Origin of the sequence: Arthrobacter sp. 1088 (genome assembly GCF_031455315.1) — a bacterium.
Lineage (GTDB): Bacteria > Actinomycetota > Actinomycetes > Actinomycetales > Micrococcaceae > Arthrobacter.
In genome coordinates this window covers 250,475-276,500 of record NZ_JAVDSM010000001.1, presented here as the reverse complement: position 1 = coordinate 276,500, position 26,026 = coordinate 250,475, and the positions used below count along the sequence as shown (strand labels likewise).

At 59.5% G+C, this 26,026-nt stretch carries 22 protein-coding genes; 15 read left to right on the top strand and 7 right to left on the bottom strand.

Features of this window, described 5'->3' with window-relative positions; translation table 11 throughout:
• Positions 1-92: 92 nt before the first annotated feature.
• The 3 genes from J2Y41_RS01260 (at position 93) to J2Y41_RS23075 (ending at position 2,420) form a co-directional block, all read left to right on the top strand.
• On the top strand, positions 93-1,022 hold the full coding sequence (locus J2Y41_RS01260; protein WP_309925460.1) for an LCP family protein: 930 nt from the start codon (positions 93-95) through the stop codon (positions 1,020-1,022).
• A gap of 138 nt (positions 1,023-1,160) precedes the next feature.
• Positions 1,161-1,862: a DUF6270 domain-containing protein gene (locus J2Y41_RS01255; RefSeq protein ID WP_309925457.1), complete on the top strand. Its 702-nt coding sequence runs from the start codon at positions 1,161-1,163 to the stop codon at positions 1,860-1,862.
• A 213-nt stretch (positions 1,863-2,075) separates the two neighbouring features.
• A complete protein-coding gene (locus J2Y41_RS23075) occupies positions 2,076-2,420 on the top strand; it encodes a VanZ family protein (protein WP_396133432.1) in 345 nt (114 codons plus the stop codon).
• Here the strand turns inward: J2Y41_RS23075 and J2Y41_RS01250 are convergent.
• The 5 genes from J2Y41_RS01250 to J2Y41_RS01230 form a co-directional block, all read right to left on the bottom strand.
• Positions 2,380-3,213: an alpha/beta hydrolase gene (locus J2Y41_RS01250; protein ID WP_309925455.1), complete on the bottom strand. Its 834-nt coding sequence runs from the start codon at positions 3,211-3,213 to the stop codon at positions 2,380-2,382. The two genes, J2Y41_RS23075 and J2Y41_RS01250, sit on opposite strands and share 41 nt — an antisense overlap.
• Before the next feature lie 24 nt (positions 3,214-3,237).
• Positions 3,238-3,954, bottom strand: coding sequence for a cation transporter (locus J2Y41_RS01245; protein ID WP_309925453.1), 717 nt, complete (start codon positions 3,952-3,954; stop codon positions 3,238-3,240).
• A complete protein-coding gene (locus J2Y41_RS01240; RefSeq protein WP_224088588.1) occupies positions 3,951-4,277 on the bottom strand; it encodes a helix-turn-helix transcriptional regulator in 327 nt (108 codons plus the stop codon). Before J2Y41_RS01240 ends, J2Y41_RS01245 begins: the two co-directional genes overlap by 4 nt.
• Positions 4,278-4,570: 293 nt before the next feature.
• Positions 4,571-6,019 (bottom strand): SLC13 family permease, encoded by a 1,449-nt coding sequence (locus J2Y41_RS01235; RefSeq protein WP_309925450.1) that lies wholly within the window; start codon positions 6,017-6,019, stop codon positions 4,571-4,573.
• Between the two features lie 42 nt (positions 6,020-6,061).
• Complete coding sequence (locus tag J2Y41_RS01230; RefSeq protein WP_309925446.1) at positions 6,062-7,207, bottom strand: PrpF domain-containing protein; 1,146 nt, start codon at positions 7,205-7,207, stop codon at positions 6,062-6,064.
• A 240-nt stretch (positions 7,208-7,447) separates the two neighbouring features.
• Between J2Y41_RS01230 and J2Y41_RS01225 the strand changes: the two genes are divergently transcribed.
• From J2Y41_RS01225 to J2Y41_RS01175, 11 genes are all read left to right on the top strand, one after another.
• Positions 7,448-8,386: a LysR family transcriptional regulator gene (locus J2Y41_RS01225; protein ID WP_223946737.1), complete on the top strand. Its 939-nt coding sequence runs from the start codon at positions 7,448-7,450 to the stop codon at positions 8,384-8,386.
• A gap of 59 nt (positions 8,387-8,445) precedes the next feature.
• Positions 8,446-9,234 carry a phosphatase PAP2 family protein gene (locus tag J2Y41_RS01220; protein WP_309925443.1) on the top strand — a complete coding sequence of 263 codons (789 nt, stop codon included), beginning with the start codon at positions 8,446-8,448 and terminating at the stop codon, positions 9,232-9,234.
• A gap of 66 nt (positions 9,235-9,300) precedes the next feature.
• The gene (locus tag J2Y41_RS01215) at positions 9,301-9,744 is read left to right on the top strand and encodes an SRPBCC family protein (protein WP_309925440.1); all 444 of its coding nucleotides are present in this window, start codon (positions 9,301-9,303) and stop codon (positions 9,742-9,744) included.
• A 426-nt stretch (positions 9,745-10,170) separates the two neighbouring features.
• A complete protein-coding gene (locus J2Y41_RS01210) occupies positions 10,171-11,046 on the top strand; it encodes an FHA domain-containing protein (protein ID WP_309925437.1) in 876 nt (291 codons plus the stop codon).
• Entirely contained in the window at positions 11,043-13,742 is a 2,700-nt protein-coding gene (locus J2Y41_RS01205; protein WP_309925434.1) for a penicillin-binding transpeptidase domain-containing protein, read from the top strand. Before J2Y41_RS01210 ends, J2Y41_RS01205 begins: the two co-directional genes overlap by 4 nt.
• A gap of 458 nt (positions 13,743-14,200) precedes the next feature.
• Entirely contained in the window at positions 14,201-14,737 is a 537-nt protein-coding gene (locus J2Y41_RS01200) for a hypothetical protein (protein WP_224088594.1), read from the top strand.
• 48 nt (positions 14,738-14,785) lie between these two features.
• Positions 14,786-15,484: a SpoIIE family protein phosphatase gene (locus J2Y41_RS01195; protein ID WP_224088595.1), complete on the top strand. Its 699-nt coding sequence runs from the start codon at positions 14,786-14,788 to the stop codon at positions 15,482-15,484.
• Between the two features lie 5 nt (positions 15,485-15,489).
• Entirely contained in the window at positions 15,490-18,300 is a 2,811-nt protein-coding gene (locus J2Y41_RS01190) for a hypothetical protein (protein WP_309925425.1), read from the top strand.
• 5 nt (positions 18,301-18,305) lie between these two features.
• Positions 18,306-19,394 carry a hypothetical protein gene (locus J2Y41_RS01185; RefSeq protein ID WP_309925422.1) on the top strand — a complete coding sequence of 363 codons (1,089 nt, stop codon included), beginning with the start codon at positions 18,306-18,308 and terminating at the stop codon, positions 19,392-19,394.
• Between the two features lie 44 nt (positions 19,395-19,438).
• Positions 19,439-22,147, top strand: a complete 2,709-nt coding sequence (locus tag J2Y41_RS01180) for a hypothetical protein (RefSeq protein ID WP_309925420.1) — start codon at positions 19,439-19,441, stop codon at positions 22,145-22,147.
• A gap of 405 nt (positions 22,148-22,552) precedes the next feature.
• Positions 22,553-22,996 carry an SRPBCC family protein gene (locus J2Y41_RS01175; protein ID WP_309925418.1) on the top strand — a complete coding sequence of 148 codons (444 nt, stop codon included), beginning with the start codon at positions 22,553-22,555 and terminating at the stop codon, positions 22,994-22,996.
• 49 nt (positions 22,997-23,045) lie between these two features.
• Here the strand turns inward: J2Y41_RS01175 and J2Y41_RS01170 are convergent, their stop codons facing one another.
• The gene (locus J2Y41_RS01170; protein WP_309925415.1) at positions 23,046-23,930 is read right to left on the bottom strand and encodes a hypothetical protein; all 885 of its coding nucleotides are present in this window, start codon (positions 23,928-23,930) and stop codon (positions 23,046-23,048) included.
• A 225-nt stretch (positions 23,931-24,155) separates the two neighbouring features.
• On the opposite strand from J2Y41_RS01170, the gene J2Y41_RS01165 reads away from it, so the two are divergent.
• Entirely contained in the window at positions 24,156-24,299 is a 144-nt protein-coding gene (locus J2Y41_RS01165) for a hypothetical protein (protein ID WP_224088605.1), read from the top strand.
• Between the two features lie 6 nt (positions 24,300-24,305).
• Here the strand turns inward: J2Y41_RS01165 and J2Y41_RS01160 are convergent, their stop codons facing one another.
• Complete coding sequence (locus J2Y41_RS01160; RefSeq protein ID WP_309925412.1) at positions 24,306-25,988, bottom strand: HAMP domain-containing sensor histidine kinase; 1,683 nt, start codon at positions 25,986-25,988, stop codon at positions 24,306-24,308.
• Positions 25,989-26,026: the final 38 nt, after the last annotated feature.

Below are 26,026 nucleotides of genomic sequence, written 5' to 3'. Positions count from 1 at the left end.
AGAGCCCCAAAAGGACTGCAAGAAATGTGCTAATTGGCTTTGCCGCTGTAGTACTAATAGCGGGCCTAATTGGAGGCGCCTACCTCTACAACTTGGCCCAGACCTTCAATTCCGCTACTACCAAGATTGAGTCCGCCTTCCCTGACGAGGCCACGCGACCCCAGAAGACCCAGCCCGCTAACGGGGCCGCAGCTCCAATGAACATCCTTGTGATGGGCAGTGATACCCGCGGGTCCGACGAATTGGACGTGGACACTGCTGCGGCGACCAACCAGCGTGCCGACACGCTGATGCTCGTCCACATCCCCGCCGACCGAAAGAACGTTTACGCAGTATCCCTAATGCGTGACCTGTGGGTGAATATCCCAGGAAAGGGCGAGTCCAAGATCAACGGGGCGCTAGCTCTGGGCGGTGTTCCGCTGATGGTCCAGACTGTTGAGTCATTGTTCCAGCAGCGAATCGATCACGTGGCGATGGTGGATTTTGAGGGTTTCAAGGGTCTGACGGATGCCCTTGGAGGGGTTGAAGTCGACGTGAAGATTCCCTTTGCACCTGCCTCTGGCCCCATGAAGGGCCACTACTACGCTGCAGGCAAGCAAACGCTGAACGGCGATGAAGCTCTTGCCTTTGTCCGCGAACGCAAATCTTTCAGCGATGGCGACTACCAGCGTGTGCGAAACCAACAGACCTACATGAAGGCGATCATCAGCAAGACGATTGCACGCGAAACCCTCACGAACCCTGCGACCGTCAACAGTATGGTCAGCGCCGTCTCACCTTTCGTCAGTGTCGATAAGAGCTTCGATGCCGCCGCTATCGGCGGCCTCGCTCTCGGCCTCAAGGACATTAGGGCGAACGACACCGTGATGTTCACCTTGCCTACACTGGGCACTGGAACTTCCATGGATGGTCAGTCCATCGTCGTGGCGGATACGAGCGCCATCTCAGAGATCGGAACCGCCCTCTCCAAGGACCAATTAGGTGCTTATATCACCTCGCACGCCCTCGAAAAAGGCAATTAGCGTATATTAATACTTCCCTGTAGAACGGGATACGGCTACGGCCGCCTCGGCTTTAGGACAACATCCAAAGGGCGTTATAGAGGAACGGAAATCCCTGCGTCGCTCATGCGAAGCCTTCCGCTCCTGTAAGCTTGGTCAGTGCCCTCTGTCTTCATCTACGGGAGCTGCGTATCCCGTGATCCATTTGAGAAACCTAGCGATTTCAGGCTTGAAGGTTACTTCGCTAGGTCGTCGATCGCGAGCGCCTTCCGCCACCCGCCCACACCGGGAACTCCGTTGCCAGACGTGGGGGCATTGGCGAGCCGGTTCCAAAAACGGATGGTTGAGTCCGACATCAATAAGTCACTCGTGGAGTCCCTAACCTCCACGGACTACGACGTTCTTGTCGTCGACTTCATTGACGAACGCATGAACACGATTGAGCTCGGAGGAACGACAATCACCGAGTCGGCGGAGCTTAAAGCGACTGGCTACCCTGTGGTTCCTGCAGACGTCCATGAACCATGGAGCGATACTGGTCTTGCACGTCGGATTCAAGGCATTCAGGCACTCACTAGGACCGTCGATCCGTTCAAGATCATCGTTAATCGTGTTTACTGGGCAACCGTAGACACGGACGGAGTACCCTTCCCCCGTTCACGTTGGTTCGATAGGAATAACAGGCTGCTCTACGACCTTTACAAGGAAATAGAAAAGGCACCCGGAGTTCGCTTCATTGACTACCCAGGTGGAGCTCCCATGGCCGCCACGGATCACAAATGGGGCCGGCAGCCGTACCACTACACTCAAGCTGCAAATGACCACTTTCTCGCCGAACTAGAACGCTTGACCGGCGCATGACAAATGGCCAGTTCCTTCCTAATCTTTGACCGGTGACCGACGAGTCCAGCTCTCCAAGGACCAACTGAACGCCTACGTCACAGCACACGCCCTTGAAAAAGGAAACTAACCACCGGATAGGTTGGTTCTGACACGAAGTTCCTGAAACCTCAGCCCCACAACCCGCTCCCCTGGCGACTCGGCTTGGCCACGTATGCCGGGGGTCTGGTTGTTGTGGGCTTCTGGCCCTCACCTGTAGACGAGCCAGTCAGGGGCGCGCTGGATGCCTTTTTGGACTACCTTTGGCGCCTCGGTGTACCTTCCTGGTTTGACTACAACCTCGTTGAGGCCACAGGCAATGTACTCCTTTTTGTGCCGTTAGGCATTTTGGCTGTCATGTCATTCCGAGGCGGACGCTGGTGGCAATTCTCCGGCACAGGTTTCCTTGCCTCAGTGGTCCTGGAATGTGGGCAGTGGCTGTTACTCACCAACCGTTTTCCCAGCGTGGCCGACGTCATCGCTAACACAGTTGGAACAACTATCGGAGTCGGGTTGGTTGCCCTTTTACATCGCCGATAAAGCCCTCCACATCCTCAGCAACCCGTTCCGGGCACTCCCACAACACCAGGTGGCCTGTCTTCTCGTAGATCTTCAGCTGAGCTCCGGGGATGCGGCGGACTAGGGTCTCTTCATGGTGCCGCGGGACCATGTGGTCATGTGCGCCCCACAGGATGAGCGTCGGGGCTGAGATGGTTCCGGCTTCGGTTGGCGGGACAGCGTCGTAGTAGCCACGCAAGGAAGCCTTCCAAACGGCTGCCGGCATGGCCAACCCGTCCTGCACCCTGTCCTCGATGTAGGCAGCGGGGACAGGGTGCAGCAACCGGTACCAGGACAGAGATTCCCGGACCCAGTCCTCCGAAATCGGATCAGTGAGCGCATCCACCTCGTTCGCAAACAATGGTTTCCCTTGCAGGCTCAACGGCGATCCCACCAGAATCAGTGACTGCACGAGTTCAGGATGGGTCGCAGCGAGTTGCTGCGCGACGTATCCGCCACTGGATGAACCCAACACATGAGCCCTCCTTATACCCAGGGCATCCAACATGGCGAGAACATCTTCTACAACGGCTATCAGTGAGTACCCGTCTTCAGGCTTGTCAGCACCACCATGGCCGCGTAGGTCCGGCACCACCAGAGTAAGGGGCGGAAGCGAGGCAATCAGCCGCTCAAAACTCCGCCACGACTCACCCCACGCATGCAGCAGGACCAAGGGCGCGCCGCCGTCGTCGTTCCCTTCAGCGAGGTGACCCTGCACAAAACAGGGCACGTTGATCCCGGTCCGCAAAGCGACGGTCCTGACCTCGGACTCCATGCGGCCAGCGTACGCCCGGGCGGGTTATTCCACGACTATCTTGGCTGAATCCGTCGGGGTCCGGCATTCCGCGCAGCAGCTGGAGCCTTCGGCGGATTCATTACTAACGGCCGCGGCGGGCACAGCGCAACACACGTCGCCACGCCACGCGTTGATTCCTTCGCGGACGGCGACGGCGGCAATCACCAAGGCTGCGCCGGCATCAGCCCACCACCAACCCAGCGTGCTGTTCAGGACCAGGCCAATGAGCAGCACAGCAGAGAGATAAGTACACAACAATGTCTGCTTGGAGTCAGCTACTGCCGTCTTGGAGCCGAGCTCACGACCGGCTCGGCGCTGGGCCCAGGACAAAACGGGCATGATCGCCAGACTGAGGGCGGCTATGACGATGCCTGGGGTCGAATGCTGGGCCTCTCCCCCGCCGGTGAGGGATCTGATGGCATCGAACGTGACGAAGGCGGCCAGGGCGAAGAAGGAAATCGCGATAATCCGCAGGGTTAAGTGCTCGCGGCGTTCCGGGTCCTTGGCGGAGAACTGCCAGGACAATGCCACCGCGGAGGCCACCTCGATCACCGAATCCAGCCCAAAACCAATCAAAGCCGAGGAATCCGCTGCACCGCCGGCCCATAGTGCCACTGCCGCCTCGATCACGTTGTAGGTGATGGTGGCGGCAGCGAGGAATCTGATCCGACGCGTCAGGACGGTTCTGCGTTCTGCTGCTTCCCGCACGGCGGTACTCATGCCACACATGTCCCATCAGGAGCACAGCAGTTGGGGTCCACAGCCAAGACCACACCGATCAGGTCCTTGATGGCGTGGCCCAGGCGTGCGTCGGCCAGTTCATAGCGGGTCCTGCGCCCGTCGGGAACCCCGACCACCAGGCCGCAACCACGCAAGCAGGTCAGGTGGTTGGACATGCTCTGGCGGGAAACGCCCAGGGAATCTGCAAGTTCCGACGGGAAAGCCGGCGCGTCAGCCAAGGCCAGGAGTACGCGTGCCCTGGTGGCGTCCGAGATTGCATAGCCAAAGCGGGCCAGCACTGGAGCGTGGGTGAGGGTTTCCATATGGTTAAAGTACAGCGACTGATGTATTCATGCAATTGTGTACTGAGCGTGCATTGAGCACTGTTGGGCTCCACGAAGAGCGGGTCCTCCGCGCGCGGCGGCGGCAGCACCGCCGTCGTAAGCTTTGCCTACACGACAGAGGCGGAGCCACCTGATAGGTGGCCCCGCCTCTGGTGCGTTGAGATGATCCAGCCCTGCGCCCGTCTTTCGGGTTACCTGTTGCGTTGGTATGCAGGATGGGTCTCTCCGCGTGCCAGCTTGGAATTGCCGGCAGTCATGTTAAAGATTGCGGTTTAGAGGATGCCTGTCGGAACCAGGAGGGCCCAAGCCATGGCGGGCGCCACCAGGACCACTCCACCTGCGTAGATCATCAGCTGCTTGTAGACGCGCTGACGGTCTGATTCCTGGGCGTTGGCAACGATCAGTGCGCCGTCGGTAGAGAAGGGCGAAACATCCACCACAGTTGCCGCGATTGCAAGAGCAGCGACCGTTCCTGACGCACTCAACGTGCTGGAGGCCAGCAGCGGTCCGGCGAGCGGGATGAACGCGGTCAGCAGTGCGGTGGACGAGGCAAATGCCGAGCCGACGCCGATCACGTAGCAGAGAACCAAGGCGATCAGCAGCGGTGCGCCCAGAGCCAGCGCCATCTCTGCGAGGGTGTCGATAACGCCCACGTGCTGCAGCAGGGAGACGTAGGTGATCATGCCGGCCACCAGCAGGACAGTGGACCAGGAAACGCCGCCGATGAACGTCCGGTGTTCCTTGATGTTGACCAGCGCCAGCAGCAGGCCGGCGGAAAGAGCAACAAAGCCAATGGGCATCCGGAAGCCCAAAGTGCAGACGAGCATGACAGCGATCAGCACGAGCGTCAGGATCTGCTGGCCATGAGGCCGCGTGGTGCGGGGAGTTTCCAGGTCCAGGTTCTGGACCCCTGTGCCATCCTTCAGTTTGCCCAGGACCGCGAACAAAGCCAGGGAGAGCGCCGAGAGAAGCAGGTTGATGGCGAAGCTCGCCGCAAAGAGTCCGCCCTGGGAAATAGGGAAGCCGTTATCGTGGGCGATGTTGTGGACCAGGACGCCGGCAACCGAGAGTGGCGAGAAACCACCTGCATGTGCACCGTTGATGACGAAGGCACCCATGAGGACAGGGTGGATACGCGACTCGTAGGCGAACCCCATTGCAGCAGGTGCAAGAAGTGCGACGGCGGCAGGCGAGAACGTGCCAAGCGAGGTCAGCGCGGCAGCAATGAGGAAGAAAACCCACGGCAGCAGCATCGTCTTGCCCCTGACGAGGCGCACGCAATTCTGCACGATGATGTCGATGGTTCCATTGCGGTTTGCCATGCTGAAGAAGTACGTGACGCCGATGATCGTCAGGACGATGCTGGCCGGGAAGTCAGCCAGGATTTCCTTATCGGTCATGCCCAGCATGAAATACCCGACGCCGAACGAGGCCACCAGCCCCATCACACCGATGTTCAGGGGCCACTTGGTAGCGACAACGAACATGACCACGAGGATCACCAAGGGAATGATCTGCGTAGCGGTCAAGGTCGGCTCCGTTCCCGAGGTGGCCGCCGGGTTGAAAATGGCGCCCCCGAACATCAGAGCGGCCAGACCCAGGACAGCAATCACGGCTGCTGTTATCAGCAGGATACGGCGGCTGCGGTTGGGACGTTTGGAACCAGCCTCCTGGACATCATCCACTGATGTGGGGGCGGCTTGGTAATCGGTCTTAGTCATGATCTTTACTCCTCGTTGAGTGGGCTGTCTGGGCAGCCAATGTCAATGGGCGGCTGATACGAAGGAAGGCTCGACGGCGCTGCCGAGGAGTTCCGGGAGATGCAGGGTGGTGGTGGCGATGGTGCGTGCCGTACGGTCCACCCCGACCAACAGGGACCCGTCGCGCTCTTCGCTCCAGGTCTCGATCACGCCCGCAGGAGTCCGAAGCCGCAGGATGGAACGCGGTTCGCTGCCCGTGATGCTGTTGAGGACAGTTCCTGGGGTGCTTGCTGCAAGCGTCAGGGCGATGCTTCCGGTAATGGCCAGGGCAGGGTGGGGCTTGCCCATGGAGAGCATCATGACGTTGACATCGCCGGCGTCCCCTATGCCGGTGTCCGCTATGCCGTTGTCCCCCGCGCCGGGGGCTCCGACGATTGCAAGCTTGGGGATAGCGCGGGCAGCGTCCTTAACTGTTGGGGCCAGGCCCATGCGGACGGCGGCCTGCCGCCGGATCTGGTCCAGGGTGTCCAGCTGCAGCTTCACGCCCGCCTGCCAACTTTCGAAGCGGGCGGTGTCAAGGCCCAACTCCTCAGCCTTGACGATCACAACTGGAGCTCCGGCGTCGACCATCGAAACTGTCCAGCGCGTGCCGCCGGCACTTATCGTGTCCGTTGGTTCACCGGTGGGCAGCAACTTCCCGGTCGTCTTTCCGGCGGGATCCTTGAAGCCCAGACCCACCCGGTAGCCGGGAAATACGACGCCGGGCATCTCCGCATCCGGGACGATCGGCAAAGCGCCCGCCGGGGTGGCAACGCGCTGGATGATGATTTGGCCAGTGTTGGTGTTGCGCGTGACGATCCGGGTGTTGTCGCCGCTGGGAGTGACCCAGCCCTTCTCGATCGCGTAAAGTCCAACAACCGCGGAGCAGTTTCCGCAGTTACTCCCCCAGTCCACAGCCGCTTCCTCGATACCGACCTGGGCGAAGGTGAACTCGACGTCGATAGCCGGGTCGGCGGGACGGCGCAGAATCATGGCCTTGCTGGTGGTGGAGGTTGATCCTCCGACGCCGTCAATCTGGCGGTGGTCCGGGCTTCCGAAAAGCCGGGGCAGCAAAGAGTCCAGGTTCTTATGGGTTTCGTCCAGGTGTTCACCTTCGAAGACCCAGCACTTGCTGGTGCCTCCACGCATCCATTCCGCTTCAATCTTCATGGCAATCCGTCCATCTCCTCATGCCGCTCTGGGTTTCAGGGGCCTATTAGAAGAATGATCCGGATCACAAATGAAGACAATGTTGGATATTTGATGGGGCATGTAGGGATGCTTCATTCATTGTAACGGGAACGTTGGAAGGCTGTCTGCCTTCTGGGTTTTCGCTCTTTTGCTGGCTACAGCTAGGGGAAATCGCGGCGCATTGCATAGAATGAACCAAAATCAGAGGAGAGTTAACTGATGCTTAATGATCACGGCCAGGAATTATTCGACATTCGGCGGTTGGCTCTGCTGGTTGAAGTGGTGGAGCAGGGATCCATCACTGCTGCGGCCGATCTCATGCTGTACACGCCGTCCGCGGTTTCCCAACAATTACGGAAGCTCGAACAGGAAGTAGGCCAACCGCTTCTTACCCGCCGTTCCCGTGGCGTGGTGCCAACAGAAGCGGGCCAGGTGCTCGCCGGGCACGCCCGCAAGATGGTGGGGCAGATGCGCGCCGCCCGGAACGACCTCGACCAGATCGCCGGCCTTCGACGAGGTTCCCTGACAGTGGGCACGTTTCCCACCCTGGCAGGATCGTTCTTGCCGCTGGTGATCCGGGCGTTCAAGAAGCGATACCCGGCCATCAGCCTCTCAGTCCGAAGCGCACGCTTTGAGGAACTGGTGTCAGACCTCGAATCCGGGGAGACCGGCCTTTGTTTGCTCTGGGACTACCCTTGGAATCGCTTCCACGACGACGCCATCCGGACAACCGAAGTCTTCCAGGAAAGCACGGTCATCCTCGTGGCCAAAGGACACCACCTCGCCGACCTCGACGAAGTAAAGATGGAGGATCTGAAAAAGGAGTCCTGGATCGTTCGTGCGGATGCCCATCCTGTGGTGGAAGTGCTCCGGCGCTCGGCCAACGAAGCCGGCTTCGAGCCGACCATCGGATTCCTGGCAAACGACTATCAGGAAGCGCAGGCCATGGTCAGCGTGGGAATGGGCGTGGCCATGGTGCCCAAAACCGCCGTCGCACTCCAGCACCCGGACGTCCGGGTGCTGAGCCTCGGCGCTGCCGCCCCACTGCGTCGGGTGCTCCTCGCCCAACGCCAGGACAAGGTCTACGCCCCGGCCGAGGTTGCGTTCCACACAACGCTGTTGGAAATCGCACGGGACCACGTTGGGGATTACCTCTAAGAGCGAGACTGGATCCCAGCGAGACCATCCATTGCCCGCTGCAACGGATATCCTTTGTTATGCCCTCACCGGACAGACCGCCGTCGAACGCCCCCGGAGACCCTGGAGATACCTCCGGAGTGCTTCACGATAAGCTCACCATCCCGGAACGATTCGTTGCACCGCGGAGTCAGAAGGTCCTCTATATCATCGCGGTTGTCCTCGCGCTGGTCGGCGCCGGATCCTTCTTCCTCATCCTCGCCGAAGTAAAGCAAAAAATAGATCTGGCCACGGTGGATGCCACGGTCAGCTCGTGGTTCGTGAGCCAACGCTCACCGGCGGCGACAACGGTCATGGCTGTCCTCGCCACCATTTTTGGCCCCATAGTGATGCCCATCATCGTGGCCGCCGTGACGGGGATCTGGATAATCAGGGCGCGAAAGCTCTGGCGACCTCTCTTGCTTGCCGGGGCAATGCTAACCGGCGTGCTCCTCGCCCAAGTCATTACGCGTTTGGTCGAGCGGCCACGACCGCCCATGGATCTCATGGTGCTCGGCGCTGACAGCACCTACTCTTTTCCGTCGGGCCACGTACTCGGCGCCTCCGACTTCCTTCTTGTGGGGGCATTCCTCGTGTTTTCCCGCCGCCGCAGGATAGGTGCGGTCATTGCCGGCTTCAGCGCCGCCGTCGCAGGAATTGTTACCCAAGCCATCAGCAGGCTTTACCTCGGCTACCACTGGCTGACGGATGTCGTCGCTTCCGTCTCTTTGTCACTCATCATTCTGGCCGCGGTCATTGCCCTGGACACGTGGCGCACCACCAAGGCGCTACCCGGGCCGGAAGAGATGGCTGCGAAAAAGCGCGGCTGATATCAGCGTTTATTTACCGGGTCGGATTCGCGTGAGCTGAGAGACGATGGAGGAGAAGGAGGAGCCATGTCAGCACTCACGCACACCATAGAAATCGACCGACCACCTGATGCGGTTTTTACGTATGCGAGCGACCCGCTGCGTTTCCCGGAGTGGCAGGCTGACGTCCGGGAGGTGCATTTCGAGGGCCCGGACCGCAGTGAGGTCGGGTCGCGGTTCACCACCACCCGCCGGATCGGACCCAACGAGCGCACAATGACCCAGGAGATCACGGAGGTGGAGCCGCCCCATCGCTTCGCCGCACACGGCGTTGCGGGCCCGATCCGCCCTCACGCGAGCATTGATGTCGAACCGCTCGACGACGGCGCAAGGTCACGGGTGACATTTGGGCTCGATTTCGAGGGGCACGGCTTCGGCAAGGCCCTCGTGCCCGCCGTCCGTCAGCTCGCGGCGCGGGGTGCCCCAGCGAGCCACAGGCGGCTTAAAGAGCGGCTCGAGGCGGACGCGTGATTTGCCAGGAGCAGGCGCCCGTGACTTCTTTCGTGGTTGGATAAGTGCCGGGGCGATATCCTTCCCAACAATCCATGTTCCGTCTTGGATGATTCCGTCTTGGATAGTCCCGTCTCCGTTCCCGTCTTGTGTGGTGCTCGGAACTCGCGGAGCAGCGGCGACGGCCGAATCACGGCTGTAGCCTTCCACCTTTGCCTTTTGTAGGGCCCGTGATAACCGGCACCTGATATGCGGCGACCGTCGAAATTTCGATTTCGACGTCGTTAAAGACAGGAGCACCATGATCTATATCAGTTCCTCCCCGCGGAAAGGACAAAGGTCATGGAAGTTGCGAATCCAACGCCTTGGATCATGCTGATCATCGTTATTCTGGTCGGCACGTTTTTTCTGCGGCGCCGCCACCGGCGTCCCGCCAAAGGTACAAAAATGAGCCTGGCTCTTGCGGCCAGGGTGGCGGAGTGGCTGGGTCTTTCAGCTTCTCCTTCTGATCTCAAGAGCCGAACCGTGAGTGCTTTGATGGGCACGATTGGTGAGAGCTTTTATGAAGGTGCGCCTCTTACCTGCGCAGACCAGGTTCACATCCGCTGCGAAGGCGAGCAGTACTTCCAGCTCCGTCAGCAGTTAGCCCACTTTGCTTCCGTTGTGATTAAGGAAGCGAACGAGCAAGGCAGCGCATACGGCCGCCGGTCAGGCGGGGTGTGGACGGGTTGCCCCCAACTGTCATTTCACCTCCACCGCGGGCCCATGGCAGTCTTCGCCACGCGGGATCCCAATGCCGTCCCGGTTTTCGAGGCTAGTGATGACGCCGTAGGCAACATAACACCGACTCCACAAAGCGGACCCAGCCTCATAGAGCACAGTCCCAAGGAGGTCCGCCAGTTTTCGGCCCAAGAAGCTATTCCTTCAACAGAACCTGCCGCTTTCATCCCTCCGACGGAAGGGGTGGCACCTCGATACTCGGTGCATCTAAGTGTTGACGACGCTGTCATCAGCAGCGTTGACGTTCCGGCCCGGACAGCTCCCGTTGGAATCAAAGTTGGACGCGGCCTGGAGTGCGAACTGAAAGTGCCTGCTGAGTCCTCACGCGTATCCCGTATCCACATGGATATGACCTTCGCTGAGAAGGGCATTTACGTGGCAGACAAGTCGACATGGGGCACCTGGCACGGGGTCAACGGCAACTGGCAGCGATTGGACAAGGGAAAGCCAACCTTCGTTGCTGTCGGCGATTCGCTCGCGCTAACCGGCGACCTCGCCATCCAGGTGCGCGTACTCGACGTTCTTGACCAGGACCGTTCATGACCCGGCTTGAAAGTACACTTCGAGGGTACCCGGATCTGCGTGCCAAGGTGCGGGCACTGAGTACGGTGACGAATCGGGTTCGCGTTGGTCCTTCGATTTTCTGGGGACTCCTTTGTTTGGCGATTTCGGCGGCGACAGTGGCAGGTTCACACCCCCTTTGGCTGTTCGTGGTCGTTGGGGTCAGCCTGTCGTCGACTCTAAGCTGCCTTGCAGCTGGATCGGCCCGCACCCAGATCGGAATCCTCTGGTCCATTGCCGCCCTTGGGTCTGCGATACAGGTCCGGCTCGGTGTTGATCCGGTCAAAGTCATGATGCTCCTGGTCGCAGGCGCGGCAGCCTTCATGGCCACGGCAGCAATGGGCAAGCGTCTTTCCAACCGGTTCTGGCCCCTTTCGAGGCTATACAGACTGGGCATAGGCCTCGTTGTGGCTAGCCTGCTGGCTCGTCTGGCCCCCGCGGGCTTGGGAAACATCGACAACGGTCAAGTCAACGTGCCAGGACTGGGCGTTAGCCTGCAAATAGGCGAATTCACCAGGATCTCCTTCATCATCGGGATGGGCCTGGTGCTCCTTGATCTGCTGGAGGCGCGCCGGGCCGGACAATCCGGGACTCTGTGGTGGCGCCGCCTGGCAGTGGCTTCTGCCGTAGGACTGCCTTACCTCGCATTTCTCTTTGTGGTCGATCAAGGACCCGCCGGCGTCACGCTGGCAGCCTTGGCGTGGATTGTCATCGCTTCCAGTGCCAACCGTTTCGAACGCCCACGAACGCGCCGTCTCGCTGCACTAGCTGGCTTCGGAGTTGTCCTCGCAGCTCTCGGACTGGCCGCGGCCGGAGTCCTGGAACGCGCGGCCCAGCGCATGGAGGATGTACTTCACCCAGAGGGTCAATTGGATGCAGCGCTTCGGGCCATGAAATTCGGAGGACTCTTCGGCGCGGGAACAGGCTCGTCGGGTTTGATCCCCTGGGTACCCGAAGTTGGCAGCGATTACGTACCCGCGGCCGTTGCAGCAGATTATGGGCTTGCCGTCCTGGCCGTCGTCGGGTCCATACTGATAGTCACCCTTAGCCGGCTGCTGGCCAGCGTGGATACAACCCGAGGCGTCCAGCAATTGCTGGCCTCGGGGCTGGGTTTCGGTCTCTTGGTTCAGTGCACACTTGCCCTCTTCGGCACGCTTGGCGCCATCCCACTGACAGGAATCAGCACCCCGGCGCTTGCCATTACGGGATCAGCGTTCATACCGACGATGATCGTGGCAGGTGTAATAGTCTCCGCAGCAAGCCCGGACCTCCTACAGGGTCAAAGGCGACGCCACATGAACATTGTGCTTCCAGCGCGCTGGTCAGCCTTCCTCTTCATCGTGCTGTCCGTTTCGACATCCTTGATGCCTGTCACGTTGACCCCACCGGATCTAATGGTTCTCGCACGTGGCAACATTCTTACGGCCGACGGCAAGATCATAGCGACCGATAACAAAGACGGGCTCAGGGTGTATCCGGCGGGAGCCACTTATTCGGAGGTTGGCGCGCACTTTAAGAATGGCTACGCTTATGGCCTGGAAAGCACGGCAGGTTATGACCTGGTCTGCGGTGCCCGGAAGCTGTGGTGGGAATTCCTCTCCGAGCTGCTGAGGCCCGCGCAATGCCGACCGGCAGATGTGGTCACATCCCTGGACTCGGGATTGCAAAGGACTGCCCAAACTGCATTGGGGAGCTCCACCGGCGAGGTTGCGATCGTCGACTCCCACGACGGGTCAGTCCTCGCCTTGTTCGCCAGCAACCAACCGGAGCCTAACAGCGGCGAATCAGCGGCAACTGCCGAGTCGCCATCCCGTCGGCAGGCCTACGCCGTGGGGTCAGTTTTCAAAATCGTGACTGCCGCCGCTGCTCTCATTGAACACGTTGATCCCTCAGGGGTTTCCCTAAGCGAGCTACCGATGAGCAACGGGATACTGAAAAACCACGGTGGCGCGGCCTGCCCGGACTCCACTATCAGAACCATGTTGTCCCGGTCCTGCAACACCACCGCGGGGTACCTCGCAGGTGAACTGGGTCAGCAACGGCTTGCGGAGATCGCGGCCAACTACTTTGGCGCTGATAACGAACTGAACTACGACGGCGGCAATACTGCACCGCTTTCGACCGGGCTTGGCGAATCGATCAGCAAAGATCAATTAATTCGCACTGGCATAGGACAGGAAAGCGTAACGGGCAACGTACTGAACATCGCGGCCATGACCATGAGTATCGCCAAATCCGCTTCAACAGCGTCGGGAAGCCAAACAATTCCTCCGCCCCGAATTATCACTGGTTACTGCGATACCAGTGGCTGGCGGCCTCTCACGGAGGCAAAGGCGGGCCACCAGCCGCTCCCTGCGTGGGTGGCAGGTGAGGTTATGGACGGAATGCGGGATGCGGCAAGCAGCGGTACGGCCTCCGCACTGAAAGCCTCACTCGCCGCCGGCACGGACATCGCAGCAAAGACAGGCACTGCGGAGAGCGGTGTTTCAGGGCAGTCGATCGAAGGGTGGGTAAGCGCAATTTTGGACTCGCGATTTGTCATCACCGTGCACATTCATGGCGCCGACCCTTCAATTAACGAAAAAGCCATAACCGTAGCAGGAAGCGTGCTACGGTCCCTTCAACAAATGCCGCCGACACAACCACGTTGCCCAGCTGTGACCAATGGGGAGGTATAACAATGGTTTTTCAGGTCGATGTAGTTTTACTGTCGAAACATGACCCACCCTGGTCCCGTAACGGCAACCTTTCACTGGCGTCGGACTATCAGACGCTCCCAACCGAGATGACGAACGGCGTCCTGCAGCTGGGTGGAAGAGTCAGGGAACTTATCATAGGACGGGCAACAAAGCACGGTGTTGCCCCGGACCAAAGCGACGTTTCAATTCGGGTGGAAGTGCCTGCGGCTTCGGGCTTCGGAGACTTGATGCCGAACAAAGCCATGGTATTCGAGGCAACCCAACCCGGTGAGGGATCCCCGTGGGAGCTTTTCGTTTCATGCCAGGCTTCGCAGCCCGGATGGAGGCTCGTTATCGGCGGTGCAGCGGTTAAGCCCCTTACTCCCCCAGTACGAATCCAGGCTAACCAGCAGGTAAGGCTTCAGCTGGAAAGCTCTCCAAACCAGTGGGAAGACGTCATGGACGCATACATCACGTCCACTGGGGATACGCCGAGCGTGCACGCTTTGGCCCCCACCACCGATCCACTCCCACTGTGGCAGAGGCGCCAAGAGGCAGTGGCGAACATCAAGGTCAAACTGTTCGGCCCTAATCCAAAAGAATGGGGCGAGTGGGCACAGGCCATCGCAGCCATCACCATCTTGTGCCAACGCCCCCGCCTCTTTGAGGCCTACCCGCACCTACGGCTAGAGGCCAGAGCACGAGGTAAATGGCTCCAAGCTGTGATGTCTGAACTCCGGGGACCCATGGCTCAATCCACCCAATACTGGAAGCCTCCCGCGTTCTCGCACGAGCTCACCAAGGCCATGGGCCTAGGGAACTACACCGTCCATGAGGTATTCCCCATGCCTGACCTAGGTATCGTCCCCACGCAGTGGTACGACCGCGCTACCAAGACGCTCATCGGACACAGCGTAGTTACACCGGAGATCATGATGGCGATAGCCGAATGCTTCCCAATGGTGGAAGACCGGCTTAGGAGACGGCAACGATGAACGGGAACGCCCTGAAACACGGCCGTCTGTCCCATGGAGGAGTACACGATGGCTGATGGGGCCTTCGAGTTCGTCGCGGAAGGTACGCAGCTCACGGGACCGCGTGCGGAGCAGAACGATGCTTTCGCATTCGGCCCGTACTCTGCGGTGGTTGCGGACGGAATGGGTGGCGGTGCGGGACCGGGTATGGTCGCCGCCGAGGTCGCAGAGTACTACGGCCAACTTCCGGCCAGTGTTCGAGCAGGAGAACTGGAGGATGCGCTTCGTCGCGCCCCGGACGCATTAGGGCACCAGCTGCTCCGACACGGCCATGAGGACGGCAGTACTGTGTCGGCTGCGGTGCTGGCCCCCGACGGTGAACTTTGGCTCACCAATGCAGGAGACAGCATGAGTGTCCTCATCCGTGGCGAACGCCTGATGTACGTAAACCCCTTGCACAACGTATCCGCAGCTGCTCCTTCCGGCAGCAAAGGCCTTCCCAACCCGTACCAGCTCAACAGATACATTGCTCCGATGCATTCCTTTGCCCCGGAACTCGTGCACTTTCAGGCGGAGGACGGAGACATAGTAATCCTCATGAGCGATGGCGTGCACACGAATCTCGTGGACCGCGATCTCATCGAAATCGTTCACAGCGATGAACGCCCCGCCTCCATCGGCTACGAGATTCTCCGCCGGGCAGCATCCCACTCACTCAAGGACAACGCGACCTGCGTAGTGGCGTCTGTCCGACTCACGAAAGGATAAGCCCGATGAACCTGCCGGCAACGGATCAGCTCCCCAACCAGTCGCCCTTGGCTCAGGCGATCGTAGGCAAGTACGAAGTGAGATACAGCGCCACACCCGAGAACAGGGTGAACAAAAGTCATTCGCGCCCGCCCTACCTCGCTTCGTGGTATCCGCCCCAAAACAGACCCCCAGGGGCACCCCAGTCGGTTGTGGTCAAAGAGTTCGGCCTTAACCCCACGGGAAGGCGCGGAAAAGAAGCCGAGGATGAACGGCACGCCAACGGAGTAAGGCGGGCACGCGAGAAGGGTGCATACGACATCATCACGCCGGTGCAAGCCCGGGGCCACGGTCGCTGGCTGCTCAGGTGCTACGGATGGGATACCAGGGACGACGAGACATGGAAGGCGGTCTTTGAGCAGGCGGGTCCAGACAGCATGTCCTTCGCGCACACATTGAGCGGACGCACACTTCAGGACTTCATTGAAGTAGTTCTCCTGTGCTCCTATGATGCCGTCACCGAGCTTAGCCGCCACGGAGTTCACGCGAGGGATGTCCACCCGGGCAACATTCTGCTACCCCTAAAGCACATTTCGACGGATGTTCCGGATCATGTCATACTCGGCGATTTCGACCACGCCTATCTCGCAAATGGACCAATCACGGCGGGGACCAGCACCGGAATGGGAGCTACAACATCCCGGCAGGTTCTCGTTGACCGCCGGCATGAAGGCCTCATAGACGACCTCTTCAGTATCGCAGCGACCTGCCACATTCTGCTCACGGACGGCCAGACGGTCTGGCTAAAGGGACATTTGCGGGCCGGCTACTTCGATAACCACCCAAAAGACTGGTTGGTAGACAACGGTTACCAGATCCGGCCTGACACCCTGGTCCTTAATTCGCTGGATCCGGACCTCTCCCTGGTTCTCAGGGGCCTCCTCCTGGATGATCGGTCAAAACGTCAGCAGGCCATAGATTCCGTGTCCTTTCACAGCGCCTTGGAACGCATCAGGTCCCGGCAAGGGAAACGGCTTCAAGACCGCGCGAATCCGAAGGATCTCCCGGAAAGTATCGTCGTACAGAGCGAGGCGCGGCAGGATCTTTCCGCATGGCACATCCCGGAAAACCCCCAGCCCAGGAAGCGTGCAAAGTCTGCTCTCTGGCGCTATGACCGCTGGGCGGCCTGGAAACTCGTGGTGCGTGGCATAAGTGCGTGGACCTTCCTCCCGGCACTACTTATACCTGCGACGGTGTTTTCAATCATTTGGATCATTTGGGGAATTGGGCACAGCGATCAAACAGACTGGTTTAGTAGCTGGTGGTCGATCCCGCAAACAATCATTGCGGCCATGGTGCTCCCCGTGTGCTTGATGATCTACAAAAGAGGAGGTGGAAGGGTCCCAAGCCCACGCTTTGCCGCAAGCGCAGGATTAGGTGGCGGTGTTTTTATCGCGCTTGTACTGATCGGCCCCCGCCTCACGATCCAGGTAGTAGAGGAGTGGTTCTATTCGAATACCGACCTCCCTTGGGCCCTTGACCAATGGCAGCTCTGGCAATGGGGATTTGTTGCCTCCATAACTGTCGCCGTGTGTGCAGTGGGCGCCCTCATTTTCTACCGGCGCAAGCGCGGACCGATGCGCATCGCAACGTTTGCGGTCCTCGGACTGGCGGCGGCTGGCCTGATTGGTGGAGCGCTCACAACCAAGATTCAAAGCGAAAATACCACCACAGCCCTCGGAACAAGCGTGTCATGCCCCAGCCCTGTGGATTTTGGCACAGTGTCCCGCAGAGTCTGCCTCCCCTCCACAAGTGGCTGGACCGTGGTTACGCAATCCGCGTCCTCGGACGCAGCCTGGAAGAGCCTCAAGCTAGGCACACCCTTCGTCAGTTCACTGGACGATCCGGCGGCGACTGTGAGAGTTGCCCTTCGGGACGGAAAGTACGGATGCGTTACTTCATACGTATTGGTCAGTTCGCAATTGCCGACTCCGCCACCTCCAGCAGAGCAGCCAGGCATCCCACTCTTGGACAAGGACGACAACACGATCAAAACCGTCACCTTGAGCCGGAAAACAGATGACAACAAGCAGCGTCGAGCCCTGTACGAAGGAAATCATTACTGGCATTACTCCGCCGAGGAAACCGTTGCGAACGGCAATGTGAGCTCCGTTGACAGATACGTCGCGTATGCCGTTAAGAACGGAAAACCTGACAACGTGGGCCGCTACGGAACAACACGGGCAAGTGTGTACGTGGTGCAGCGAGGCTGCAAAGTTGCGGATCAAGCGGAGATAGACATGAGAATCGCTACGTTGTTAGGAGGATTGAAGTTCGGTGATGATTCTTCCCTCGACAACGTGTACTTCCGGTCCAACCCCAAACAGCTGGAAGCTGCGGGACTCACCCTGGAGAGATTTGTTGTTCCCTTCAGCGAAGCCCTCCAGCCCGCGAAGGAATACACTGCTCCACCTCTGGGAACTCGAGGGGCCTTGGCCACCGCTCGGCTCGAACTGCCAAACTCCAAAAAAGGGGTAACTGTGAGCCTCGAGCCACCCCAGCAGCAGTACACCTGGGGTACACCGGACGCTGAGTATGAGGGCTGGACCTCGCTCCCGGTCAACCCGGATGACCCGGCGATTCCTTCATACACGTTCTATTCGAAGCTGGTTGATGGCCCCAAAGGGCAGCTCCGGATCGTCGTCGTAATGGACACAGAACCAGATCCCGGCGATTCCGGCTGGCGAGCACTCAAGACACTTCTGGACGGAGTCCGCCTAGCGCCCCAAGACACTTCCACGCCAGACCCAACCTCGACCCCCACCCCTTCAAAGTAGGAACGATGGCAAGTAACCGATATGTGTGCACGGAATGCCTCAAGCCCGACCTCACCGCAGAGGAATGCATCTGGTCAAACCCATACACAAAAACCGTAGGACACGCTCCTCCACGCAGGAAGATGTTCCAAAGCTATTCGGCGGAGCAACGGGAATATAAGCTGTGGCGCGAGAACGGCTGGAAACTTCATTGCCCCGAAGGGCATCTTCTTCCGCCCGATTCCCACAACCGGGATATGCTTGTCATCGCGTTATGGGGCGAGTCCGGCGCCGGGAAAACAGCCTTCGTCAAAGCTTTGATCAACCAACTGGAGCTTGAAAATACGCTCAAACCCCTCGGGATTACGGGCGAACTTGCGCCCGGTTGGCGTCAAACCTATAAGGATGAGTACCTAAACAAGAACGAGCCGACTCACCCCATTCTTTCCGGTCAACCTCTTCGGAAGCCCCTTGTCCTTGAACTCGAGGTCAACGGTCGAAAGGTAAACGTGCTCCTTTACGACACATCGGGCGAAGAGGGAAAAACCGAAGAGGAGGCCCAAAACCAATATCATTTTGCCCACATCACGGATGTCCTCTTATTCTTTGCTCCTCCAGCGACGCTCGATAAGCTACCAGCCGAGGCTAGGAAGCGCGGTCGGCGGGCCACGCAGAGCAAACTACTGACGCGCGAGAAAATCCAGGTCGCCGTCGATGTGGCCAAGGGCAGTCCCCGACAGATGCGCAGACGCCAAAAACTCGTAGTGCCAATCTTCGTGCTCTCCAAGGCGGACCAGCTCGGTGAGACTACTGGATTCCCTGTGGATGTGCTGAAGCCACGCAAATACGACCGTGGAGTACGGGGGGTAATTTCGGACCTCAATGCTGAAACAGATGAGCTGGTCCCCTACATCATCGACAAGGGCGGGGAAACGCTGTTGCACAAGGTACAAAGCTTCAACGGAAAAGGCCGCTGTGTTGCCGTCAGCGGCACCGGAAGCGATGATGATGACTCCGGCACTGCATCCGCATCCATCGCTGGAGCACCGAACCGCTGCCTTGACCCGCTGATCATCGCCCTATGGGAACTTGGGTTCATCGAGGCGAAGCCATGACACGCCAACCTTGGGCCCTTGGTACGCGGCCTTCAGTGATCCATATGGAGCAACTGATCTATACATGGGCTGTACACACCCTCACAGGACCAGGGTTCGGAGTTGTCGGCCAATCGCCGGGATGGCCCGTACGCCCCGAACATCTGCAAGGAGGACTGGGCGGCCAAGTGGCTTACTTGTCGCAAGGGTCAAGCTCGGAGATTTTGCGCGGCATTCCAGCTCCCGAGGCTGTTGTCTACCGAGTCGACGTCCAGCTCGGAACGATCCTTCTTGTGAAGAGGTACTTGGGACTCGATGCAAATGGGCGGAACGGACGCTACATGGTTCATGCCTTGTGCGACCCCACTAACAGCCTTGACCCCGCATCCGCACTCACAATTTCGCAGTCCGCGTCGATCGCACGCGATTGGCCCATAGAGGCCCGTCCGCAAACGGATTTGCCACGCATCGACCTGGAACTACCGGTATTCCCTCCCCGGCTGGCACTGAAATCCGATGACGAAAGACTGGCGGACTATGTTACAGGCGTGGCAGGCTGCCTGCTTGAATACATTGAAACGGGGCGGCGAGCGGTCATTGAAGCAGACTACGACCTCCCGGTCGCCCGAATCCTGTCACTAGCCCTGAATTTGATCCCCTCCGGCATGCTCAGAGATGTAAGTTTCTCCACCTTCGATGCCCGGCCCGAATCCTGCGACAGCGCCGTCGTCTTTGTATCGCGCGCGTTCAGTGATTGCAGGTCGCTTCATCGTGATCAGGTGATGTGGTCTTTAGATGCCACCGACAAGATGCGCACGACCCGTTTTGGCAAGTTAGGACGGGCACTTCTGCACGCGCAAACCGCCTCGGGTGACCGGTTTCCAGACACGGTCGAGACAATCACACAATTAGTGAACTATCTCAGAACAGAATCTCTTCTGGCGCGGCGACCTGAAGACCTCGACGATATTGAAGTTTTGACTATTTTGCAGTCAGCTTCCTCTTCCCCATGGTTACAACAACCCCGAACCATGGAAAGGGTTGTTGAGACCATCGCAGAAAATCGTCCCATCGCCCCGCAAATCGCAATCGCTATGAGGGAGGGAAGATTAAGCACAGACCAACGTAGAGACTTCCGGGAACACCTGCTCGGCTCGTTGGCAAATGTCCCAAGCGGCGAAAATAGTCCTGTCTCCAACACCGTAGCGGGTCAGTCTTTTTTGGCCGCAGGCGGCTCCCTTGCAGAAATGTACGATGCCGTATGGACAAGGACGCTCAAACCGCGCATCGATCAGGGAACGCTGGAGGACTCCATGATCACCGATTACGCGTTCATCCTGGACCGGCGTCTCAACGAGCTGGACGGGGTCGATCTAGAGAGGGCAGCGGAATGCCGGCCTCTCATCCGATCTACTGGGCAGTGGAACATCGTGCGCCGCCGTGCTGTGACCAGAACTTTCGATGACCCTCAGTATGCGCGGGCTTATGCCGATGAAATAAGGGGCCTCTATGACAAATATCCAGAACGTGTCGTAGAAATTCTTAGGTCAGAAATGCTTCATCGCCCCGCAGCATCTGACTGGGGACAAGTTCTCAGCCGTTTGCCAATTCAGCAAGCCGAGGCGACATTGTCCCACTTAACTGAAGCCTGTGACCTGGAACGTGGTTGGCTACTCGACCTAGCCCGCTCACCTCAACTTTCGCGCTTTTTCGCTGTCTCGATCCTTTCCAATTACTCCTCAAGAATTCAAGATGAAGACGGCATAGCATTCTCTTCCCCGGGGAGGATGCCTATCCCTAAATGGGTGCCCGCTCTGGGCACAGGCCTCATAGGCCTGGGGACTGGCGCTCTCATTGGAATCGCTATGCCCGTATGGTGGCCGGGCCCCCTTGCCGTCGCAGTCGCTGGAATCTTCCTGTTGTTGGCCACCTTACGTGTCCAGGCAGCCGTCCGGCGGAAGTGGAGCGGCGCAAGCCACGGCATTGCCCTCTTTCGTCGCGCAAGAAATTCGATCCCAACAAGGTTCGCTCCCTTAACCAAGCCAACCCTGACACGAAATTCCGGACTGCATGGCCCTCGGGCAGGCAGAGTCAAGAAGAGCCTGTATTTGGGCATCCCTGCGCTGGTTGTCATTGGAGTTTTCGCTCTGTGGTTGCATAACATTTCAGTGGATCCGGATCCTACGGTCCCCGACGAATTACCCGGCGACGGACAGCAGACCCGCCAGCTTGCCACACCCACCGTGACCGGGAACCCAAACACAGGACGCTCTACAGCAACTTCCCGTCCCGGGAACACAGTTACGGAATCTGCAATTCTCCCCGCTCCACCAAATGGTGGTACCGGCGTTTCCGCGCTGCAGACGATCCCCCTCCGCGATGTGAGAGCCGTTGATGCCGGACTCGTAGTGGGACCTGGCCGGCACAGCATTGGTGACACTGATTTTGCTGAAAGCTACCTCTCTACGGGTAATGGCGAGAAGGAAAACTACCGGACCTATGAAATTCGCGGCTTATGTACGAGGCTCACGATTTCGTTCGGTCAAGCCTCTCAAACACTTACATCGAGTAAGCCCATCACGTTCAACATCTATCTTGACGACAAAATCTTCTTATCCGTAACAAGTGGTCCGACACAATCAGCAGAACGGCAAACCATTCCCCTGGACGGAGTCCAGCGCGTCAAGATAACCGACACCCGCACGGACACAAGCGGCTACGGTGTATGGGGAACTCCAATCCTGACGTGTTCGGTAAACCCAGCACCGAGCTAATAAGACGAATCAGCGGAAGGGCCCGAAAGCGAAGTGAGCGGCAGCATCCTTGGCCGCGAGGGCGGTGGGCGGGCGCGCTCATCATCTGCTGGACCATCGGCCACGTCATCAACATCATCGTCGGCAACGAGTGGTTCGCTGTGGCCGGTGGCGCGCTCGAGATCGTCGGGCTCACGCTCGTGGCCGCGGCGGTGTGGCGTTCAACGAACGCGGACTGGGTGGCACGGGGGGCTAACCCATGATCTTCACAGTCACAGCATTATCTACCCGGAGCATGTCCGGCAAAACCCGTCCGAATGCAAAGCCTGAATCGGCTGCGATCGCCTCGCGCTGCGCCAGCAGGGATCCGCACTCGCCACGTCGTTTTCGGTCGGATCGAGAGACGATGGAGGAGAAGGAGGAGCCATGTCAGCACTCACGCACACCATAGAAATCGACCGACCACCTGATGAGGTTTTTGCGTATGCGAGCGACGTGCTGCGTTTCCCGGAGTGGCAGGCTGACGTCCTGGAGGTGCATTTCGAGGGCCCGGACGGCCGTGAAGTCGGGTCGCGGTTCACCACCACCCGCCGGATCGGACCCAACGAGCGAACAATGACCCAGGAGATCACGGAGGTGGAGCCGCCCCATCGGTTCGCCGCACACGGGGTTGCGGGCCCGATCCGCCCTCACGCGAGCATCGACGTCGAACCGCTCGACGACGGCGCAAGGTCCCGGATGACATTTGAGCTCGATTTCGAGGGGCACGGCTTCGGCAAGGCCCCCGTACCCGCCGTACGTCAGCTCGCGGCGCGGGGTGCCCCAGCGAGCCACAGGCGGCTTAAGCAGCGGCTCGAGGCGGACGGATAGCAGCACTGGCGTCGGGCAGTCCGCGGACAGGGCAATTGCTGGGCGGAGCCTATTGCTTCGTCCAGCCTCCGCAGCCTTCCGTTATCAGCCTCTGGCCGCGGACCAGTTTCAGCATGGGAAATCCGCTGGTGACAGCTCCTTCAGAGCTATCAGTGCTGCCCGGGCGCGTGATTTGCCAGGAGCAGGCGCCCGTGACTTCTTTCGTGGTTCGATACGTGCCCGGGGCGATGTCCTGCCCAACAATCCATGTTCCGTCTTGGATGATTCCGTCTTGGATGGTCCCGTCTCCGGGCCTGTCTTGTGTGGTGCTCGGAGCTCGCTGAGCAGCGGCGACTGCCGAATCACGAGCCGCTTCAGTCCCGGCAGCAACCACGCCGAGGAAAAGCGAGGCGGCTCCCGCGACGGCAACCACTATCGCAGCCTGTTTGCCGGGTAGCGCAGCCCAAGAGGGCCGCTTGAAAATGAGCGAATACAGACCGGTGAGCAACGCTGCCAGGCCGATGAAGATCAGGATCGATTCGCCATTCCCTGTAACAGCATTGGCCACGGCAAGTAGGGCAAGCAATGTGCACACGATCCAAAAGGAGGGACCGATGCGCTTCTTGGAACCGCTGGACCAATTTTCCCGCGGAGGGTTCTGCGGGAAAGGTGGGGGTCCGAAGCCTGGACGTTGGAAGGGCTGCTGCCGGTAGTAGGGCTGGTACGGAAAAGGCGACTGCTGGAATGGAGCCTGCTGGAAGGGCGGCTGCAGGGAGGGCGGCTGCTGGTAATGGTGTGGCGCCGGAGCAGCAGCGGGTGCTCCAAAAGGCTGCGACGACCCATACGGAGGCGAGCCCGCAGGCACTCCCGGCGGCGCGAAGGGCTGCGGCCGTTGCAGCGGCACCGCCGGCACTTCCGACTGACCGTAAGCCGCACCATCCGTGTCATTTGTCATCAATTCCCCCAATGGAAGTAACCGGCATGGCCCGTTCGTCAGCAGCTGGCCCAACTACGCATCAGACTACGACATCGAGTCCGGACATCAGGGCTTTCCAGAACATGGAACCTGCATGCCTGAACCCCAATGCCCTACCGGCCGAATGGGCGCACTGCCTAAACTGAGGGGGCACGAAGCAATCACGGTTCGCTGGTTCGCCCGTGTTTAGGAATGGAGAGCGCCATGCTCAAGATGCTCTTGTGCAAGCTGAACCTGGGCCACGCCTGGCACGTGGAGTCGGCAGAAGATGGCAGCGGCCGTTACAGGCGCTGCACGCGGTGCGGTAAGTACGACCGCGACTGGGACGGTAGCGGCTTTATGCACTGAACGGGCTTAGGCCTTCATATTCTCCTCGGATGGCGTGGCTGGAAGCGAAACCGTAAAGGTGCTGCCTCTCCCGGGTTTGCTGGTGCAGGTGATACTGCCGCCATGCCGTTCCACGATGGACTTGGTGATGGACAATCCCAGGCCAACGCCCGGAATGGCGGCCTGGCGGGCGGCACCAGTCCGGAAGAAGCGCGTGAAAATCTTCGAGGTCTCCTCCGTGGTCATCCCCATGCCGGTATCTTGAACTTCCAGCTGGATCCACCCGTCGTTCCGGGCAGCCCTCACGGTGACGCGTCCGCCACCCGGGGAGTACTTGATGGCGTTGGACACGAGGTTATCCAGGGCCTGACCCAACCTCAGTGGATCTGCATCTGCCCAGAGGGGTGAAGGTACGTCGGCCACGAGGCCCACATTGGCAAAATCAGCCTGCGCATGGGCTGACACCAAGCTGTTTTCAACCAGGCCGGCCACGTCGGTACGCCGTAGGTGGATGCTCTCCACTGCGGCGGCTGACATCAGCAGATCATCCACCAGGGCACGGAGCCGCTCGGCGTTGCGTTCGGCGACTTCCAAACGGGTCCGCGCCCTGTCCGAGAGCTCTTCATCTCCGCGGAGCACCAAGTCCAGGTTGCCCAGGATGGACGTGAGTGGCGATCCGAATTCGTGGGAAACGTTGGCAACCAATTCATCCTTGGCCGCGAGGGCCTGGACGACGTCGGTCACGTCGCGAAACACGATCACGGCTCCCCCGAACCCTTCATCAACGCCGTATTTCATGCTGCGCGCGGCGGTGGAAATGGCCCGCTGTTCTGCTCCCGTACCGAACCACACAAGGTAATCCGAATACGTTTCTCCCTGGACTGCCCTTTGGGTGGGGCTCTTTTCGGGTGGAAGCGGTGTCAGCCGATCCTGGCCAAAGATCAATAGCTCCTCGCGTGTGGGCGCCGCTCCGGACCGGGATGGAGTCGCCACGCGCTGGAATTCTTTTTGTTGGTTGTTCGTCAAAAGCGTCTCGCCCTTGGAATCGACGGCGACAATTCCGACGTCGATGGTGTCCAGGATCGTCGCAAGCAGCATTTCGCGATCCCTGCTGGCCGCGAGCAATTGCCTCAGCGCTTGGTCACGCTGCCTGACACGCTGTTGCTGAATCCGCGCATTCGAGCCCGAGAGCCGGATGGTAATTGCCACCGCCAACATCACCAGGGGCAGGACGGTAACCGAGAACATGTCGGAGGACGGCGGCTTAGGCAGGTGCGAAATGAATGGCGGGAGGGCAATGACGAGGGGACCCAGAAAACTAATGATGAGGCTGGACCTGGTTCTCAGACCTGAGGCGGACAACCAGATCACGGGAAAAAGTGCCAGAACCACGAGGCCTGGCAGCGAGCCATAGGCACCACTTCGCGTAAATGCGAGGGCAACCAGATCCAGGACCGGAATGACCAGGCTGGCGCCCGGCGCCAGACGCTCCCATGGAACCAGGAAGCAACTCACGAAAAGGATCCCATGCATGAGGATTCCGGTGACAAACAACCCGTTCTGCATGAGGCTTGGCCAAAGGGCTGGGGCAGAGACGAACAATCCTCCGACTACCAGAGTCAAAGGCAATTCACAGACGGCTACCCGGGCTCTGGGCGTCAGTTTTCTAAAGATGCGGGCGGCTGTGCGAAGCAAAGGCTGCTCAGTCAAGGCAGAATCCTTCGTTTGGGGGACACGGACCAAATATC

What these genes read in the sequence shown, in the direction of transcription:
- J2Y41_RS01205 (WP_309925434.1), top strand. Translation starts at nt 11,043, where the DNA reads ATGACCCGGCTTGAAAGTACACTTCGAGGGTACCCGGATCTGCGTGCC.
- J2Y41_RS01165 (WP_224088605.1), top strand. Translation starts at nt 24,156, where the DNA reads ATGCTCAAGATGCTCTTGTGCAAGCTGAACCTGGGCCACGCCTGGCAC.
- J2Y41_RS01195 (WP_224088595.1), top strand. Translation starts at nt 14,786, where the DNA reads ATGGCTGATGGGGCCTTCGAGTTCGTCGCGGAAGGTACGCAGCTCACG.
- J2Y41_RS01180 (WP_309925420.1), top strand. Translation starts at nt 19,439, where the DNA reads ATGGAGCAACTGATCTATACATGGGCTGTACACACCCTCACAGGACCA.
- J2Y41_RS01190 (WP_309925425.1), top strand. Translation starts at nt 15,490, where the DNA reads ATGAACCTGCCGGCAACGGATCAGCTCCCCAACCAGTCGCCCTTGGCT.
- J2Y41_RS01185 (WP_309925422.1), top strand. Translation starts at nt 18,306, where the DNA reads ATGGCAAGTAACCGATATGTGTGCACGGAATGCCTCAAGCCCGACCTC.
- J2Y41_RS01235 (WP_309925450.1), bottom strand. Translation starts at nt 6,019, where the DNA reads ATGACTAAGACCGATTACCAAGCCGCCCCCACATCAGTGGATGATGTC.
- J2Y41_RS01210 (WP_309925437.1), top strand. Translation starts at nt 10,171, where the DNA reads ATGAGCCTGGCTCTTGCGGCCAGGGTGGCGGAGTGGCTGGGTCTTTCA.
- J2Y41_RS01200 (WP_224088594.1), top strand. Translation starts at nt 14,201, where the DNA reads ATGGACGCATACATCACGTCCACTGGGGATACGCCGAGCGTGCACGCT.
- J2Y41_RS01215 (WP_309925440.1), top strand. Translation starts at nt 9,301, where the DNA reads ATGTCAGCACTCACGCACACCATAGAAATCGACCGACCACCTGATGCG.
- J2Y41_RS01250 (WP_309925455.1), bottom strand. Translation starts at nt 3,213, where the DNA reads ATGGAGTCCGAGGTCAGGACCGTCGCTTTGCGGACCGGGATCAACGTG.
- J2Y41_RS01230 (WP_309925446.1), bottom strand. Translation starts at nt 7,207, where the DNA reads ATGAAGATTGAAGCGGAATGGATGCGTGGAGGCACCAGCAAGTGCTGG.
- J2Y41_RS01220 (WP_309925443.1), top strand. Translation starts at nt 8,446, where the DNA reads ATGCCCTCACCGGACAGACCGCCGTCGAACGCCCCCGGAGACCCTGGA.
- J2Y41_RS01170 (WP_309925415.1), bottom strand. Translation starts at nt 23,930, where the DNA reads ATGACAAATGACACGGATGGTGCGGCTTACGGTCAGTCGGAAGTGCCG.
- J2Y41_RS01245 (WP_309925453.1), bottom strand. Translation starts at nt 3,954, where the DNA reads ATGAGTACCGCCGTGCGGGAAGCAGCAGAACGCAGAACCGTCCTGACG.
- J2Y41_RS01175 (WP_309925418.1), top strand. Translation starts at nt 22,553, where the DNA reads ATGTCAGCACTCACGCACACCATAGAAATCGACCGACCACCTGATGAG.
- J2Y41_RS01225 (WP_223946737.1), top strand. Translation starts at nt 7,448, where the DNA reads ATGCTTAATGATCACGGCCAGGAATTATTCGACATTCGGCGGTTGGCT.
- J2Y41_RS01240 (WP_224088588.1), bottom strand. Translation starts at nt 4,277, where the DNA reads ATGGAAACCCTCACCCACGCTCCAGTGCTGGCCCGCTTTGGCTATGCA.